At 42.7% G+C, this 17,831-nt stretch carries 17 protein-coding genes; 5 read left to right on the top strand and 12 right to left on the bottom strand.

Annotation, left to right across the window (positions count from 1 at the left end; genetic code table 11):
• Window positions 1-15 precede the first annotated feature (15 nt).
• On the bottom strand, window positions 16-1,533 hold the full coding sequence (gene caiT, locus P3L40_RS03655; RefSeq protein ID WP_136134849.1) for an L-carnitine/gamma-butyrobetaine antiporter: 1,518 nt from the start codon (window positions 1,531-1,533) through the stop codon (window positions 16-18).
• Window positions 1,534-2,066: 533 nt separating this feature from the next.
• On the opposite strand from caiT, the gene fixA reads away from it, so the two are divergent.
• From fixA to P3L40_RS03630, 5 genes are all read left to right on the top strand, one after another.
• Window positions 2,067-2,837, top strand: a complete 771-nt coding sequence (fixA, locus tag P3L40_RS03650; protein ID WP_136134850.1) for a putative electron transfer flavoprotein FixA — start codon at window positions 2,067-2,069, stop codon at window positions 2,835-2,837.
• Between the two features lie 11 nt (window positions 2,838-2,848).
• On the top strand, window positions 2,849-3,790 hold the full coding sequence (locus tag P3L40_RS03645; RefSeq protein WP_004905511.1) for an FAD-binding protein: 942 nt from the start codon (window positions 2,849-2,851) through the stop codon (window positions 3,788-3,790).
• 54 nt (window positions 3,791-3,844) lie between these two features.
• Window positions 3,845-5,137 carry an FAD-dependent oxidoreductase FixC gene (gene fixC / locus P3L40_RS03640; protein ID WP_136134851.1) on the top strand — a complete coding sequence of 431 codons (1,293 nt, stop codon included), beginning with the start codon at window positions 3,845-3,847 and terminating at the stop codon, window positions 5,135-5,137.
• Window positions 5,134-5,421, top strand: coding sequence for a ferredoxin-like protein FixX (fixX, locus tag P3L40_RS03635; RefSeq protein ID WP_096864512.1), 288 nt, complete (start codon window positions 5,134-5,136; stop codon window positions 5,419-5,421). Before fixC ends, fixX begins: the two co-directional genes overlap by 4 nt.
• Window positions 5,422-5,498: 77 nt before the next feature.
• The gene (locus P3L40_RS03630; protein WP_004905520.1) at window positions 5,499-6,824 is read left to right on the top strand and encodes an MFS transporter; all 1,326 of its coding nucleotides are present in this window, start codon (window positions 5,499-5,501) and stop codon (window positions 6,822-6,824) included.
• A 479-nt stretch (window positions 6,825-7,303) separates the two neighbouring features.
• On the opposite strand, the gene pgpA is transcribed toward P3L40_RS03630, so the two are convergent.
• The 11 genes from pgpA to queA form a co-directional block, all read right to left on the bottom strand.
• Window positions 7,304-7,822, bottom strand: coding sequence for a phosphatidylglycerophosphatase A (gene pgpA, locus P3L40_RS03625; protein ID WP_004905523.1), 519 nt, complete (start codon window positions 7,820-7,822; stop codon window positions 7,304-7,306).
• A gap of 1 nt (window position 7,823) precedes the next feature.
• On the bottom strand, window positions 7,824-8,807 hold the full coding sequence (gene thiL, locus P3L40_RS03620) for a thiamine-phosphate kinase (RefSeq protein WP_004905525.1): 984 nt from the start codon (window positions 8,805-8,807) through the stop codon (window positions 7,824-7,826).
• Window positions 8,808-9,050: 243 nt separating this feature from the next.
• Window positions 9,051-9,467 carry a transcription antitermination factor NusB gene (nusB, locus tag P3L40_RS03615; protein WP_036958557.1) on the bottom strand — a complete coding sequence of 139 codons (417 nt, stop codon included), beginning with the start codon at window positions 9,465-9,467 and terminating at the stop codon, window positions 9,051-9,053.
• A gap of 103 nt (window positions 9,468-9,570) precedes the next feature.
• Window positions 9,571-10,044, bottom strand: coding sequence for a 6,7-dimethyl-8-ribityllumazine synthase (gene ribE, locus P3L40_RS03610; RefSeq protein WP_004905531.1), 474 nt, complete (start codon window positions 10,042-10,044; stop codon window positions 9,571-9,573).
• Window positions 10,045-10,134: 90 nt separating this feature from the next.
• On the bottom strand, window positions 10,135-11,250 hold the full coding sequence (gene ribD, locus P3L40_RS03605) for a bifunctional diaminohydroxyphosphoribosylaminopyrimidine deaminase/5-amino-6-(5-phosphoribosylamino)uracil reductase RibD (RefSeq protein WP_004905533.1): 1,116 nt from the start codon (window positions 11,248-11,250) through the stop codon (window positions 10,135-10,137).
• 5 nt (window positions 11,251-11,255) lie between these two features.
• Entirely contained in the window at window positions 11,256-11,705 is a 450-nt protein-coding gene (nrdR, locus tag P3L40_RS03600) for a transcriptional regulator NrdR (RefSeq protein ID WP_004914623.1), read from the bottom strand.
• Between the two features lie 213 nt (window positions 11,706-11,918).
• Window positions 11,919-12,887 carry a protein translocase subunit SecF gene (secF, locus tag P3L40_RS03595; RefSeq protein WP_004905538.1) on the bottom strand — a complete coding sequence of 323 codons (969 nt, stop codon included), beginning with the start codon at window positions 12,885-12,887 and terminating at the stop codon, window positions 11,919-11,921.
• Between the two features lie 10 nt (window positions 12,888-12,897).
• Window positions 12,898-14,745, bottom strand: a complete 1,848-nt coding sequence (secD, locus tag P3L40_RS03590) for a protein translocase subunit SecD (protein ID WP_071585895.1) — start codon at window positions 14,743-14,745, stop codon at window positions 12,898-12,900.
• Between the two features lie 26 nt (window positions 14,746-14,771).
• On the bottom strand, window positions 14,772-15,104 hold the full coding sequence (yajC, locus tag P3L40_RS03585; RefSeq protein WP_004905542.1) for a preprotein translocase subunit YajC: 333 nt from the start codon (window positions 15,102-15,104) through the stop codon (window positions 14,772-14,774).
• A gap of 94 nt (window positions 15,105-15,198) precedes the next feature.
• Window positions 15,199-16,326 (bottom strand): tRNA guanosine(34) transglycosylase Tgt, encoded by a 1,128-nt coding sequence (tgt, locus tag P3L40_RS03580; protein WP_004905543.1) that lies wholly within the window; start codon window positions 16,324-16,326, stop codon window positions 15,199-15,201.
• A 91-nt stretch (window positions 16,327-16,417) separates the two neighbouring features.
• Window positions 16,418-17,488, bottom strand: coding sequence for a tRNA preQ1(34) S-adenosylmethionine ribosyltransferase-isomerase QueA (gene queA / locus P3L40_RS03575; RefSeq protein ID WP_004905546.1), 1,071 nt, complete (start codon window positions 17,486-17,488; stop codon window positions 16,418-16,420).
• Window positions 17,489-17,831: the final 343 nt, after the last annotated feature.

The raw sequence follows: 17,831 nt of genomic DNA, 5'->3' as shown, positions 1-17,831 counted from the left end.
TTGTTTCTGAGTAAATTAGTCATTTTTCCAATGCACTTTGGCATCTTTAATAAAGGAGAGCGTTACCATGATGTTGACGAAAAAAAGTGGGCATCCTCCGGCAATTATCGCTGTTTGAATGGGTTTTAATCCGCCTAACGCCAGCAAAACAATGCCGATAACACCGACTAAGACAGACCAACCGATGCGCACTAACAATGGCGGTTCATCACCATCTTTCACTGCGCGACAAGTCGACATAGCGAGGGTGTAGGAACAGGCATTAATGAGTGTCACAGTGGCGATAAAGCAGAGGATGAAGAAGCCCCAAATTGTTACAGTGCTCAAAGGTAAGGCAGCCCATGTTTCAATGATGGCGCGCGCAACGCCGAATTCTTCAATTAGTTTGGGAACATTAATAATATTTTGGTCAACAAGTTGGAGTGTGTTACTCCCTAAAATAGTCCAAATTAACGTTGTTCCCGCCGTTAAGCCTGCCACCATCCCGATACACAACTCACGGACGGTACGGCCTTTAGAAATACGCGCGAGGAAGATACACATTTGAATGGCATAGATAACCCACCATGCCCAGTAAAACACTGTCCAGCCTTGTGGGAAGCCACTTTTACCTACCGCATCGGTATAAAACAGCATGCGAGGCATATACATCATTAGGACACCGATAGAATCGGTGAAATAGTTCACAATGAAGCTAGCGCCACCAACAATAAATACCCATCCCAACATTAAGAAACTCAGGTAGCTACGGACGTCACTGGCAACTTTCACCCCTTTTTGCAGACCGAAAGCCACACAAATTGCATTTAGGATGATCCAACAGAAAATGATGATGGCATCAAGTTGTAAGGTATGAGGAATACCAAATAAATATTGAATACATTCAGTAACTAACGGTGTTGCTAATCCTAGACTAGTTCCCATTGCTAATATCAACGCAACGAGATAGAAGTTATCAACAAGCGTACCAAACCACCCGTTTACCCGTTTTTCCCCTACCAGAGGAACTAGCGTACTACTTGGACGAATAACATCCATTTTGCGAACAAAGAAGAAATAACCGAATGCGACAGATAAGAAGCTATAGGTCGCCCATGGAAGTGGTCCCCAGTGAAACAGGCTGTATGCGAGCCCAATATTTTTGGCCTCATTTGAATAAGGTTCAAAGCCAAAAGGCGGTGCAGAAACGTAATAATAGATTTCAATCGAACCCCAAAACAGCACGGCGGCCGAAGTACAAGATGCGAACATCATAAAAATCCAGCTTGCTCGGCTAAACTCAGGCTTCTCTTCTCCTAGGCGTTTCTTAGCATATGGTCCTAAAATCAACCAAAACCAGCCACCAAACATCACGACCATATACCACTCAAATGCCCAGCCCCACACATTGGTGACATAGCTGAAAACTTGGTTGATAACTTCATTTGAAGCATCAAGGTCACGGACAGTTAACCAACACAATAGTCCAACAATGATCAACGGTGGAAAAAAAACCTTCGGTTCTATCCCACCTTTTTTATTTTCTTTGCTCATAGTTCGATCCCAATTTATTATTTAATACATAAGTTTTAAAATAGATATTATTCTCAATACCTAATACATAACCTCATACTTACATTTATTTAAAACTTATATTTATTATTAAATCCCAATAAACCTAATTAAGTATTAATTCAAATCCTATCCAAATCATGTCTAGTCCCCATTAACAATTCTGTTATTAAGGTCACAATATTATTCGTGATAAATAATTGTTATTGTTTTTTTCATTTAAAATAACTTTAAACATCAATAAATACATAGAGATAAAATATTGTGTAACGTTAATGTTATTAAATACCTTCAGTATTGGTGATTCAGGTAGCAATATTGAACATTTCATTGATAACTAGGTGATTTTTATAATATTGGTGAGTAGGGTATCAGTATGAGCATTTAAATCCTCTTTAATTTAACGTTTTCAATATTGGTGACTTAGGTTTTATTTTTAAATATCCAGATCATGATAATTATATAATCCGAAACCGAAACGGATCATATTTATTAATATTATTTTAGGAGATGTAATGAATATTATTACATGCTATAAATCTGTTCCTGATGAACAAGATATTATTGTAAATAGCTCAGATGGTTCTTTAGATTTTTCACGTGCCGATACCAAAATCAGTCAATATGATTTAAATGCAATTGAAACTGCCAACCAAATAAAAGCGCAGCAAGCAGACAGCAAAGTAATTGCGTTAAGTATTGGTGGTAAAGCACTAACTAATATGAAAGCACGTAAAGATGTGCTATCACGTGGCCCAGATGAGCTGGTTGTTGTTATTGATGACCAACTTGAGCATGCACTGCCCCATCAAACTGCGATTACCCTTGGTGCCGCGGCACAGAAAGTGGGCTTTGATTTAATTATTTGCGGTGATGGTTCCGCAGATCTCAATGCACAACAAGTGAGTATTTTATTAGGTGAAACCCTGCAAGTTCCTGCTATCAATGGTGTGAAAAACATTGTTTCTATCACAGCCGATAAGGTGATTGTAGAGCGTGAACTGGAAGACGAAATTGAAACGTTATCCCTTTCATTACCAGCCATTATCGCTGTTACCTCCGATATTAACGTTCCCGTTATTCCATCCATGAAAGCCATCTTAGGTGCCGCTAAAAAACCCGTCCAAGCTTGGACGATGGCAGATATTGGCTTAGATAACGTTGCCGCATTATCGTCTCAATCTATCGCCGCACCAAAACAGAAAGTTCGCCAGCGGATCATTATTGAAGGTGATGGAGATGATCAAATTGCGCAATTTGCAGAACATTTAAGAAAAATCATTTAATCGGAGGAGTTATGAGCAAATTATCAACCGTTTGGGTATTTAGTGACATGACTTCCCGTTTGCCTGAACTTATCGGCGGTGCTCTCACCCTGGGTGAGCAAGTCAATGTTTTCGCCCTAGATGAAGCGCAAAGCTCACAAGCTTTTCAACTTGGTGCGACCCAAGTTTTTCAATTAGCAGGTAAACCCGACGACCGTATTATTGAAGATTATGCAGACACTATCGTTTCAACCATCAAACAGCATGGTGATAAAGGTTTATTACTGTTACCGAATACCCGTAGAGGTAAATTACTAGCAGCACGCTTAGGGGCTAGACTACAAGCAGTCGTCTCTAACGATGCAACAGCAGTTACAATCGAATCTGGAAAACCTGCAATTAAACATATGGTTTACGGTGGTCTCGCCTTCGGTCAAGAGACTCTAGATAGCGCATTTTCAATTGCAACACTTACCTCTGGTACATTTGAAGCAGCCCCAAGTGATGCATCACGTAACGGCACGGCTCAAGCTACACAATGGGTCGAACCAAAACAATCTATTGTACGTACCTCGATTCAGAAAAAAGCAGGTAGCTCAGTTGAACTAGATAAAGCACGCTTAGTTGTCAGTGTAGGACGGGGTATTGGTAGTCAAGAAAACATCGCTATTGCTAAAACGCTTGCCGACACAATAGGTGCTGAAATCGCTTGTTCCCGCCCAGTCGCAGAAAATGAAAAATGGATGGAACATGAGCGCTATGTGGGTATTTCCAACTTAATGCTCAAACCAGAGCTTTACCTCGCTGTCGGCATTTCAGGGCAAATTCAACATATGGTCGGTGCGAATGGCGCACAAACTATCGTCGCTATCAACAAAGATAAAAATGCCCCTATTTTCCAATTTGCTGACTACGGGATAGTAGGCGATCTGTTCAAAATCTTACCTGCTTTAACGCAACAACTGGCGAAATAAACTCAATAACAGTGAGGCATTTTCCTCACTGTTTTAGTGACCTTTGGAGAAACTATGTCCGATGATATTTTTGATGCAATCATTGTAGGTGCAGGCCTAGCCGGCTCTGTGGCTGCATTGGTGCTTGCCCGTGAAGGTGCGCAAGTTCTCCTAATCGAAAGAGGAAACTACGCGGGCGGTAAAAACGTAACAGGTGGGCGAATGTATGCCCATAGCTTAGAACGAATTATTCCTGGCTTTACCCAAGAAGCGCCTATTGAGCGCATGATCACACGCGAAAAATTGTCATTTATGACCGAAACCGGTGCTGTCACTGTTGATTTTCAAAATGCTGCAGCTGCAGCACAAAACCCAGATGAAACCTCTTGGTCTGTACTTAGGGGAAAACTGGACCCATGGCTGGTTGAACAAGCCGAAAATGCAGGTGCGCAGTGTATTACAGGGATTCGAGTTGATAAGTTAGTTGAAAGCGATGGCAAGGTCGTCGGTGTGGAAGCTGATGGTGATGTACTTGAAGCTAAAGTGGTCATTTTAGCAGATGGTGTCAATTCACTATTGGCAGAACAACTTGGTATGACAAAACGCGTCAATGCAGAACATGTTGCCGTTGGGGTTAAAGAATTAATTGAACTACCAAAAGATGTGTTGTGCAACCGCTTTAATTTAAATGAGAACGAGGGCGTTGCTTGGCTATTTGCAGGCTCACCGACCGATGGCTTGATGGGCGGAGGCTTCCTTTATACCAATGAAGATACTATTTCTTTAGGTTTAGTCTGTGGCTTACACCACATCAAAGACGCTAAGAAATCTGTTCCGCAAATGCTTGAAGACTTTAAACAGCACCCCGCCGTTGCGCCGTTGATTGAAGGCGGAAAAATGGTCGAATATGCCGCTCACGTTGTTCCTGAAGCAGGTTTAAAAATGCAGTCAGAATTAGTACGTGATGGGGTATTAATTGCTGGTGATGCGGCTGGTATGTGTATGAATTTAGGTTTTACTATTCGTGGTATGGACTTAGCTGTTGCCTCCGGTGAAGCGGCAGCAAAAGCCGTACTTAGCGCAATGAAAACCGACGATTTCAGCAAACAAAATTTAAATCAATACCTCACACTGCTCAACGAAGGCCCACTGCGGGACATGAAAATGTACCAAAAAATGCCTGAGTTTTTGGATAACCCTCGCATGTTTTCTGCTTATCCAGAAATGGCAGTTGGTATTGCCAAAAAACTCTTCACTATCTCAGATGAAGCGCCTGTGCCTTTACGTAAGACCATGTTACAACACGCGAAGAAAGTGGGCTTTATGAATTTGCTCAAAGATGGAATTAAAGGAGTCAGAGCAATATGAGTAATCCAGTCAACGTTGATGTCAAACTCGGCATTAATAAATTTAATGTCGATGAAGAAAACCCGCATATTGTGATAAAAGAGCATCCAGATATGAATGTGCTCGAAACATTAACTAAAGCTTGCCCAGCGGGATTATATAAAAAACAAGAGGACGGCTCAGTACGTTTCGATTATGCCGGTTGTCTTGAATGTGGAACCTGCCGCATTCTTGGCTTAGATAGTGCATTAGAAAAATGGGAATACCCACGCGGCACTTTCGGTATTGAATTTCGTTACGGCTGATTTATTTAGCATAACTCTCGGAGCTAATAACTTCGAGAGTTTTCAAGCGTTTATTTACGCTGACACTGGGATGCATAATGAAACCAAAAAGTTTTGATGATATCCAATTTTCCTCCGTTCATCGGCGGATTATGCTTTGGGGCAGTGGAGGGCCTTTTCTGGATGGTTATGTATTAGTCCTGATCGGCGTTGCCTTAGAACAACTCACACCCGTATTAAGCTTAAGTAGTGAATGGATTGGCTTATTAGGCGCTGCAACATTAGCGGGCCTATTCATCGGTACTTCTCTATTCGGCTATATTTGCGACCAAGTCGGTCGTCGTAAAATGTTTTTAATTGATATTGTTGCCATTGGTGCTATTTCAGTGGCGACCATGTTTGTCTCAACACCGATGGAGCTGCTTATCATGCGGTTCTTAATCGGGATAGTAATAGGTGCGGACTACCCAATTGCAACGTCAATGATCACTGAGTTTTCCAATACTAAACAGCGCGCATTTGCTGTCGGGTTTATTGCGGCAATGTGGTATGTGGGTGCAACCTGTGCCAATCTCGTCGGTTATATGTTGTATGACGTGGAAGATGGCTGGCGCTGGATGCTTGGTAGCTCAGTGATCCCTTGTATTATCATTTTGATTGGTCGTTTTGATTTACCTGAATCACCTCTTTGGCTGATCCGCAAAGGGCGCGTTAAAGAATGCGAAAAAATGATGGAAAAGCTATTTGGTCAGCCTGTGGTATTCGAAGCCGAAGAACAACAAAAAACACATTTCATCCAATTATTCACTAAGCGCCATTTTTCTTTTGTTCTATTCACTGCCATTATTTGGACCTGCCAAGTGATCCCGATGTTTGCAATTTACACCTTTGGCCCACAAATTGTTGGTCAGCTCGGGTGGGATCAAGGAAAAAATGCTGCACTGGGTAACGTGGTTATCAGCTTATTCTTTATGTTAGGCTGCTTACCCGCGATGTATTGGTTAAATAAAATGGGCCGACGACCACTATTGATTGGTAGCTTTGCGATTATGACCCTTGCACTTGCCATACTTGGGCTATTCTCAAACCTCGGTATTTGCCTTGTGATTATTATGTTTGGCATTTACGCTTTCTTCTCCGGCGGGCCGGGTATTTTACAATGGCTCTACCCTAATGAACTGTTTCCAACAGATATTCGTGCCTCTGCCGTTGGGGTAATAATGTCCATCAGCCGTATTGGAACCATTTTTTCAACGTGGGCATTACCGCTGTTTATCACTAAATATGGGGTCAGTTCGGTGGTGTTAATGGGGGCAGGTGTTTCTTTGCTCGGGCTAATTGTTTCGATTCTATTTGCACCAGAAACCAAAGGTTTAACCTTAGCACAAACCTCAGTGATGGGTATTCGGCGCAAAAAGAAGTAAAAGAAGTAAAAGAAGTAAAAGAAGTAAAAGAAGTAAAAGAAGTCACCACGATATGCAATCACATCAAATATACACGTATTTATACGCTAAATGGTTCAGATTGTAGGTAGGCGGCAAGCGAATAAGACCCTAGGAGCATAAACAAGTATGTGACTAGAGCGAATAAGCGAAGCCCCCCTATAATTTGAAATATGACACGTATTTATACGCTAAATAGTTCAGATTGTAGGTAGGCGGCAAGCGAATAAGACCCTAGGAGCATAAACAAGTATGTGACTAGAGCGGATAAGTGAAGCCAACACCCCTACAATTTGAAATATGACGCGTATTTAGTTTGAAATACGATAAATACCAATACGCTAAATAGTTTGGGTTGTGGCTAGGCGGCAATCGAGGTTATCCCGATGAGCATACACAAGTATGTGATTCGGGTAACCGAACGCAGCCAACAACGCCACAGCGCAAAATATGACGCGTATTTAGTTGGTTGAGAATGGCATAATGTCATACCAAACCAACAACCAAATAGTGACATAAGAAAAAATCGCCGCAATGATATCGTCAATCATAATACCAAAACCGCCGCTGACTTTTCGGTCAAAAAACCGTATTGGCCATGGCTTCCACATGTCGTAAATACGGAAAATAAAGAAGGCGGTAATGACCCACTCATAATCAACAACTGGGATCGCCATTAGCGTAATCCACATCCCAATAAATTCATCCCAAACAATACTGCCATGGTCATGAATTTTCATGTCGTCGGAAGTGCGTTGGCAAATTAGGCAACCAATCCAAAAACCCACGATAATGAGTACCCACACACTCCAAATTGGCATGTTTGCCATTAATAACCAGAAAGGTATCGCAGCAAGAGAGCCCATTGTGCCAGGCACAATAGGCGAAAGGCCACTCCCAAATCCTGTGGCCAATAAGTGCCAAGGGTTACGCATATTCAGCCGTTTTTTTGCTTCTGCTTTTTCTTGGCGACTTGCCATTCTATGCACCTTCCGAAACAAAATGATCGAAACCTTTTAGGTTTACATCAACTTCTTGGTTATTGCAAAAGTAGCTAATTCCTTCAGACTGCGGCTTAATTTGCCCGATACACGTAAAGCCTGACCCCGTATGCGCTAATGCCATCTCTAACGCTCCACGATTAATTTCAGGAACAGTAAAACAGAGTTCGTAATCTTCACCACCACTCAAAGACCATAAACGCCCTTGCTCAATACTACAACTTTGTTTCAACGCTTCTGATTGAGGCAATGCATCTAAATTAATCCGTGCACCACAACCACTCGCTTTCAAGATATGGTTAAGATCGGAAACTAAACCATCCGAAATATCAATTGCAGAAGAAGCCAGGTTTCTCAACGCTTGGCCTTGTAAAATCCGTGGCTGCGGACGTAAATGGCGCGCAATTAGCCATTCTTGATGCTCTACATTTTCAACATTCAGTTTGTCTTGCAAAATAGCTAAGCCTGCCGCGCTATCACCGAGAGTACCAGTGACATAAATCCAATCGCCATTACGCGCTCCTGCGCGAGACATCGCCTTACCATTTGGTACTAAACCATGAACCGTATACGTTAAACTCATTGGCCCACGAGTTGTGTCACCACCAATCAATTGCATTCCATAATAATTAAGCTGTTCAAACAAGCTATCACTGAAAGATTGCAACCAATCGCAATCAACACAAGGCAATGTAATGGCTAAGGAAACCCATGCAGGGTCTGCGCCCATCGCTGCAAGGTCACTTAAATTAGATGCTAATGATTTATAAGCAAGATCAGCCGGTGAAATGGTAGGTAGGAAATGGATACCAGAAACGAGAGTGTCAGTACTTACTGCAAGTTGCTGTTTTTCTGGAATGGTCATCAACGCACAATCATCGCCAATACCGATATTAACATCACGTCGGTTAGTGGTTTGACGGTTAAAATAACGCGCGATGAGGTCAAATTCGCCATATGACATGGTAGATTTTCCGTTTTCGCTATATCTATTTTCGTTTGAGACGAAGCAAATAATTTACACCCTAATAATTCAATAATAGGTAAATAGCACACAATTGCTAACCTAAACAGCGTATCTAATTGGCTACAATTATTCTTCGCTCACCTGTCATTGAAATATCGCGAGCATATAAACACAAAGGTAGACTGGAACCCAGCCTACCTATTTATTACCGTAGTGCTACAGGAGGGAACCCTGATATTATTATTTTTTACGACGAACTGCAGGTGCCGCTTTGTCTAATACACCGTTAACAAATTTATGGCTATCTTCTGCGCCAAAAACTTTCGCTAATTCAATACCTTCGTTGATTGCAACTTTATAAGGTACGTCTTCACGGAAACTTAATTCAAACATAGAGACACGTAAAATCGCTTTTTCTACCTGCCCTAACTCTTCTAGCTGACGAGATAAATAAGGCGCCATCAGTTGATCAAGTTTTGTCGCGTTGGTCGCAACACCTGATAACAGTTCACGAAAATAGTTTACGTCAACGTCTGACATGTCCTGTTCAGCAATAAACTCATATTCCACTTCAGCAATTGGATTGCCAGATAATTGCCATGAATAAATGGCCTGTACAGCACACTCACGAGCGCGGCGACGAGCAGCAGGTTTCACAAGATTCCCCTTAAATTTAAAAACTGTACACAAAAAACACTTGTTGCATTGCGTTATCTACACCATTGTGGCGAAAAAACGGCAACAAAGAGCTAATTGTGTATTATTTGCCTTTGATGGCCTTAATTACATTAATCATTTCAAGTGCTGTCAGTGCAGCTTCAGCACCTTTATTACCTGCTTTAGTACCCGCACGTTCAATGGCTTGTTCGATATTTTCAGTGGTTAACACACCAAAAGTCACTGGCACTTCACTGTTCATCGCGACATGAGATAGGCCGGAACTACATTCACCTGCAACATATTCAAAGTGAGCTGTACCACCACGAATAACGGTACCTAATGCAATTACTGCATCATATTTATTAGTTTCAACTAATGCTTTTGTGGTCAACGGTAGCTCATAAGCGCCTGGAACCCACACAATTGTGATGTTGTCATTTGAAACCTGACCAATGCGCTCTAACGCATCAACAGCACCTTCCAGCAGACTATCATTAATAAAGTTGTTAAAACGAGCGATAGCGATAGCAACACGCGCTTGTGGAGCAGCAACAACACCTTTAATTACGTTCATAGCCTTCCTCTAATATTAATTATAACCCGCGGGGCGCGGATTTTATCACATTCTTTCGTGTATCGTACGTATGATTTTCAAAAAAACCACTTACCATACGGGACGAAGCCTGACGCGTAGGTCTGGCCCGACTTGCTTCACTTCTGTAAATTCAAATTTTGGCGCATCAATAAGGGCATTAAGCGGTGGGAAGTCCACCAGACCTCGAGCGCTATTTCCTAATAATTTAGGCGCAATATAGACAATCAGCTCATCCACTAAACCTAACTTAAGCAATGAGCCTGCAAGTTTTGCCCCTGCTTCAACCCAAATGCTATTCACATTACGTTTAGCCAATTGCATCATCAAAATAACGAGATCGGTGCCGTTTTCATCAGCAGGAACAGCGAGTTGCTCAACTTGCCCTTGCCATACTGCATTTTCATCTGGGTTTGAACGCACTAACCAGCATTCACCATCTAATTGAGTGACTTTATGACCAGAAGTCACACGATTGTGGTTATCCAACACAATACGAATGGGCTGGCGCACTTGGTTTTCTGGATAAACTTGTTGGATGTCTGATGGGAGCTCGTTCCAACGTACCGTTAAAGAAGGGTCATCAGCAACAACCGTGCTGCTCGTACTTAAGATAGCGCTAGCCTCGGCTCGAAGAGCTTGTACATCTTTGCGAGCTGCCGAGCTGGTAATCCATTTACTTTCCCCTGATTCAAGGGCGGTTTTGCCATCGAGTGAAGCGGCAAGTTTCAACTGGATATAAGGAAACCCGGTACGCATACGTTTTAAAAAGCCGCGGTTTGCCGCTTCAGCATCGTTTAATAAAACATTACTGCGCGTTTCAATCCCTGCTTGCGACAACATATACAGGCCACGGCCCGCAACTTGAGGGTTTGGGTCTTGCATGGCAGCAACAACGCGGCTTACACCCGCTTTGATCAGCGCCTCTGCACAAGGTGGGGTACGACCGTGATGACTGCAAGGCTCAAGGGTGACATAAGCCGTTGCCCCTTGCGCTTTATCTCCTGCCATCCTTAGTGCATGGACTTCTGCGTGGGGTTCCCCCGCTTTTTGATGATACCCTTCACCGACAATAGTACCATCACGCACAATCACACACCCGACATTTGGATTAGGTGATGTGGTAAAACGCCCTTTTCGTGCCAACTCAAAAGCACGAGCCATATACATGTTGTCTTGTTCAATCATTGGCGTTAATCCTGTAATTTAGCGATTTCTTCGCCAAATTCACGCACATCTTCAAAGCTGCGGTAAACAGAAGCAAAACGGATATAGGCAACTTTATCGAGCTTTTTCAGCTCATCCATAACCAAACTGCCAATTAATTTCGACGGGACTTCACGTTCCCCGGTAGCCCTAAGCTGGGATTTAATAGAAATAATAGCTTGTTCAATATCATCAGAACTTACAGGCCGTTTTTCTAACGCCTTTTGCATACCACGATTAAGCTTTTCTTCATCAAAAGGTTCACGAATATCGTCGCTTTTAATGACTCTAGGCATGACAAGTTCAGCCACTTCAAAGGTTGTGAAGCGTTCATGGCACAGTAAGCATTGGCGGCGTCTACGGACTTGGGACCCTTCACCGACCAGACGCGAGTCAATAACTTTCGTATCTACAGCTGAGCAGAATGGGCAGTGCATAGCGTTTCCTGAATCTATTTAGGGGGAGATAGTTTACCCTACTATGCGAGAAAAAACACCCTAGAAGATGCCTCCTAGGGTGTTCTCGTTGCTGTTCATATCTCGCGTTGTGAGAGTATTAGCTGCACTCCGATACCCTAGTCACATAGTTTACTATGGTTCCTAGGGATGTCGTTCACTTGCTGCCTACTCACACACGAACTATTTTAAGAACTAAGGCAGTAACGACTCTTGGTCTGCGCCTTCTTTTTCGACTTTCGCTTGCATCAAGTGTTCACGCTTCATACCCATCTTCAGTGCTAATGCAGAAGCCACGTAAATAGATGAGATAGTACCGATAGTTACACCGATTAACATAACCAATGAGAAGCCTTCCAACATTGCGCCACCGAACAGGTATAGCATCAGAACCACTAATAATGTGGTGGCTGATGTCATAATGGTACGGCTCAGTGTTTGCGTCAAAGAGACGTTCATGATTTCGTACGGTGTCCCACGACGAATTTTACGGAAGTTTTCACGGATACGGTCTGATACAACGATACTGTCATTCAGCGAGTAACCGATAACCGACATCAATGACGCCACGATAGTCATATCTATCTCAATATGGAACAAAGACAGAATACCTAAAGTAATCACCACGTCATGCGCAAGAGATAGCACGGCACCCGCAGCCAAGCGCCATTCAAAACGGAACCCAACATAGATTAGGATACAAATCAACGCAGTTAACAGAGCCAAAGCCCCTGTTTGCGCCAATTCAGCCCCAACACTTGGCCCCACGAATTCAATGCGTTTTACGGTTGCTTTATCATCCACACTTTGGTTGATAATCGTGATAATTTCTTTGCCGACTTCTTGGCCCGCAGTGCCTTCAATTGGCGGGATACGGATCATGATGTCGCGGCTGCTACCAAAGTTTTGGATTAGTGGATCTTTATGGTTCGAGTTAGACAAGCTATCACGAATTTTATCCAAATCAGCTGGCTGACTTAAGTTGATTTCAATTACCGTACCACCTGTGAAATCTAAGCCCCAGTTAAAACCCTTGACGCCGATAATCACAAAAGAAGCAATCAGTAATACGATAGAAATGCTAAAGGCAACGTTGTCCCAGCGCATAAAGTCATAAACTTTACGACCATAGTTCAATTGTTCAACAGTATAATCCTGTGCCACAACGTGCTCCTTAAATTGACAGCTTGTTAATACGTTTACCGCCGTAAAGCAGGTTCACGATAGCACGTGTACCGACGATAGCTGTAAACATAGAGGTTGCGACACCAATCGCTGTCGTAATCGCAAAGCCTTTAATAGACCCAGTACCCACTGCATATAGAATAATCGCGGTGATAAGTGTCGTTAAGTTTGCGTCTGTAATACTTGAGAAGGCGCCTTTATACCCTTCATGAATCGCTTGCTGAACAGATCGACCGTTCTTGAGCTCTTCTTTAATCCGTTCGTTAATAAGAACGTTAGCATCGACTGCAACTGCAAGGGTTAATACAATCCCTGCAATACCTGGCATGGTCAGTGTTGCTCCCGGTAATAAGGACATCACACCAACAATTAACACCAAGTTTGCTAACAGCGCACTACTCGCAATCAGACCAAATTTACGATAATAAATAATCATAAACAGGATAGAAGCTAACAGACCTGCGATACAGGCTTTTAGCCCTTGCTCGATATTTTGCATACCCAGTGTTGGACCAATGGTACGTTCTTCAACAATCTGGATTGGCGCAATCAACGCACCAGCACGTAACAGTAATGAAAGCTGGCGAGCTTCAGTGCCGTTAGTAATACCCGTAATACGGAATTTGCTACCAAAACGCGCAGAAATACGTGCCGCATTGATGACCTTTTCATCTTTCACCAAAATTGAACGGCCAGTTGCATCTTTTTTGCCACTGTCTTTGTATTCAACAAACAGCGTTGCCATCAGCTTGTCTTGGTTATCACGTGTAAAGTCAGACATGATAGAACCACCAGCACTATCAAGACTGATACTCACTTGTGGTTGGCCATTTTCATCCGCTTCAGAGGTTGAATCCGTAATATGGTCACCCGTTAAGATCACACGCTTATATAAAACGTAAGGCATGCCTTCACGGTCATATTTAACTTCTGAATCACCTGGTACACGGCCACTTTCTGCTGCGGAAGAATCGACTGAAGTATTCACCAAACGGAATTCTAATGTCGCAGTCGCACCTAAAATTTCTTTTGCGCGAGCAGTATCTTGGATACCGGGTAATTCAACCACAATTCGGTCAGCACCTTGGCGTTGAACGAGTGGCTCCGCAACACCTAATTGGTTTACACGGTTGCGAATAATAGTAATGTTCTGAGAAACTGCATAGTTACGTGCTTCACGTAAACGCTCGTCGGTCATAACAGCAATCATGGTGTTATCGCTGCCATCACTAAAGACTAAGTCTGGGTATTTACGAGACAATGCTTTTTCAGCTTGGCTACGATCGTCCGCGTTACGGAAGCGAACTTCCACGCTGTAATCATTGCCTTTACGAATAGAAGAGTACGCAATGCCTTCTTGACGCAGGTCATTACGCAAACCATCCATGTTTTGTTCCTGCAATTTACCTAATGCAGTGTCCATATCAACTTCCATTAGGAAGTGAACCCCACCACGCAGATCAAGACCAAGCTTCATCGGTTCACCACCGATCGCTTCGAGCCACTTAGGCGTTGCAGGTGCAAGGTTTAATGCAACAACATACTGGTCACCCAGTGCATTCATGATCACTTCACGCGCACGTAACTGAACATCAGAGTTGTTGAATCGGGCTAAAATTGCCCCATTTTCTAGAGAGATAGATTTACTCTCAATTTTATCGTCTTTTAACGATTTTTGGACTTGGATCAGCGTTTGTTCATTGGCGGCGGTTCCCCGCACGCCAGTGATCTGAACAGCCGGATCCTCACCATATAGGTTTGGAAGTGCATAAAGCAAACCGATGAGGATCGCAAAGATCAACATCAGATACTTCCACAAAGGATAACGGTTTAGCACGGCAGTTCCCTTCGGGAGAATCAGAATTAAATTGCTTTCATTGTGCCTTTAGGTAAAACAGCAGCAACGAAATCACGTTTGATGGTTACTTCTGTGTTCTCACTCAACTCAAGAACCACATAACCGGTTTCAGACACTTTAGTTACACGCCCGATTAAACCGCCAGTTGTTAAAACTTCATCACCTTTAGTGATAGATTCCATCAATTTACGGTGTTCTTTCGCACGTTTTTGCTGTGGACGCAAAATCATGAAATAGAAGATCAGCGCGAAAACAACAAGCATGATAACCATGGTGTATGGACTACCTTGCGCTGGTGCACCTGCTGACGCCGCTGCTTCAGAAATAAAAAAACTCATTCAACTTTCCTCATTGTTTTATTGAAAGCAATTTTACATACAAAAAAGCTAAGTTTGATATGCTACACAGATTAGTGGCATTTCGCACTTAAATTCACTCGATATTTAATGAAGGTTCGGGTTTACCAATCTTTTGGTAAAAATCTTTAGCAAACTCTTCAAAATTCCCATTTTCAATGGCTTGGCGAATACCTGCCATCAAACGCTGGTAATAACGTAAATTATGGATGGTATTGAGCCTTGCACCAAGGATTTCATTACATCTATCAAGGTGATGCAGATAAGCACGGCTATAATGACGACAAGTATAGCAGTCACAATCAGCATCCAGTGTTGATGTGTCTGATTTATACTTAGCATTACGAATTTTTACCACGCCATTTGTCACAAATAAATGCCCATTTCGTGCATTTCGTGTTGGCATCACACAATCGAACATATCGATACCACGGCGAACCCCTTCAACTAAATCTTCAGGTTTGCCAACTCCCATTAAATAACGAGGTTTGTCAGCTGGAATTTGCGGGCAGACATGTTCTAAAATTCGGTGCATATCTTCTTTCGGTTCGCCTACGGCTAAGCCGCCTACAGCGTACCCATCAAAGCCGATTTCCACCAGTCCCTTAACTGAAATATCACGTAAATCTTCGTAAACACTACCTTGAATAATACCGAACAAAGCATTTTTATTGTTTAGTTCGTCAAAGCGTTGGCGGCTACGTGCAGCCCAACGCAACGACATTTCCATTGATGTCTTTGCATAGTCCCAATCTGCTGGATACGGCGTACACTCGTCAAAAATCATGACAATGTCTGAGCCGAGGTCATACTGAATTTCCATCGACTTTTCAGGACTTAGGAAAACTTTTTCACCGTTGATAGGGTTGCGAAAATGCACACCTTCTTCTTTAATTTTGCGCATCGCACCAAGACTAAAGACCTGAAAGCCACCTGAATCGGTTAAAATTGGCCCTTGCCATTGCATAAAGTCATGGAGATCACCATGTAACTTCATGATTTCTTGACCCGGGCGTAACCACAGGTGGAAAGTATTCCCTAATAAGATTTGAGCGCCAGTTTCTTTGACTTCTTCAGGGGTCATCCCCTTAACTGTACCGTAGGTTCCTACTGGCATAAATGCAGGGGTTTCCACCACGCCGCGCTCAAAGACTAAGCGACCACGGCGTGCATTGCCGTCAGTCGTTTGTAATTCATATTTCACATTTGCCTCCTAGCAGCAGAAAAACAGTCTGTTGCTATCGATAATATTAATTTGCTAAGCAAGCAGCCGATGCCACCGCTTATAAAACTGATTACTCACCAATTTTCTCAAATCGAGCGTTTGTATTGGGGGTAATAAACATAGCATCACCATAACTAAAGAAACGGTATTTTTGTTTAACGGCTTCTTCGTATGCATTCATGGTGTTTTTATATCCAGCAAACGCAGAAACCAACATAATTAATGTAGATTCAGGTAAGTGGAAGTTGGTGATTAGTGCATCTATCACCTGATATTCATACCCAGGGTAAATAAAGATTTGGGTATCATCAAAAAATGGAGCAATTAAAGCGTCTTGGCTTGCTTTTGCGGCACTTTCTAGTGACCGAACAGACGTCGTTCCAACGGCGATAACGCGATTACCTCGAGCTTTACAGGCTAAAACGGCATCCACGACCTCTTGTGGCACTTCCGCATATTCAGAATGCATAATGTGATCTTCGATAGTATCAACACGTACTGGTTGAAAGGTACCGGCTCCCACATGCAATGTCACAAACGCCATTTCTACGCCTTTTTGGCGCAATGCTTCAAGTAACGGCTCATCAAAGTGTAAACCTGCCGTTGGTGCTGCGACAGCCCCCGGTTTTTCACTATACACGGTTTGATAAAGTTCTTTATCTGACTCTTCATCAGGGCGATCAATATAAGGCGGCAGAGGCATATGACCAATTTGGTTTAGAATGCTTAATACATCACGTTCATCATCAAAGCGCAGTTCAAACAATGCACCATGACGCGCGACCATGGTCGCCTTCACGCTTTCATCTTCACCTAACAGTAATTCAGCCCCTTCTTTTGGCGCTTTTGATGCCCTAACATGGGCTAATACGCGGTGTTCATCCAGCATACGCTCAATCAGAACTTCAATTTTACCACCGCTAACTTTGCGCCCAAATAACCGTGCAGGGATCACGCGAGTGTTATTGAACACTAGCAAGTCACCGTGCTCCAATTTTTCTAGAATATCGGTAAAAACACCATGCGTGAGCTGCCCTGAACCGCCATCGAGGCTTAATAAGCGGCAAGCGCTACGTTCAGCCTGCGGATAGTGGGCAATCAGTTCTTCAGGTAATTCAAAAGTAAAATCAGAAACACGCATTGTATTGACATCAATCTAAAAAAACAGGCGACTAGTCTAGTGCCGCGCTGACTTTGGCGCAAGAAATAAGCGTAAAATAGTACAGAAAAACACCATTATTTAACAAATATTTTGTTAGTAAAAAATTCTGTACGCTATTTATCCATTCAAAGAATGAATTATTTCAATTTTACTCAACTTTTATGACACATTAACTTCCGTCTTTTTTCTTTTTCTTTTTCTACTAAATAAATATACCCCATGAATTTCGAATTAGAGCAAGGCAGCAAGCAAATTGATCCCTAGGAGCATACATCAGTATGTGACTAGGGTCGATTTGTGCAGCTAACACAGCTATAATTTG

This window comes from Providencia sp. PROV040, from assembly GCF_032706145.1.
GTDB classification, from domain to species: Bacteria; Pseudomonadota; Gammaproteobacteria; order Enterobacterales; family Enterobacteriaceae; genus Providencia; species Providencia hangzhouensis.
The sequence above is the reverse complement of the archived record's forward strand: the minus strand, read 5'-3'. Positions and strand labels throughout refer to the sequence as shown.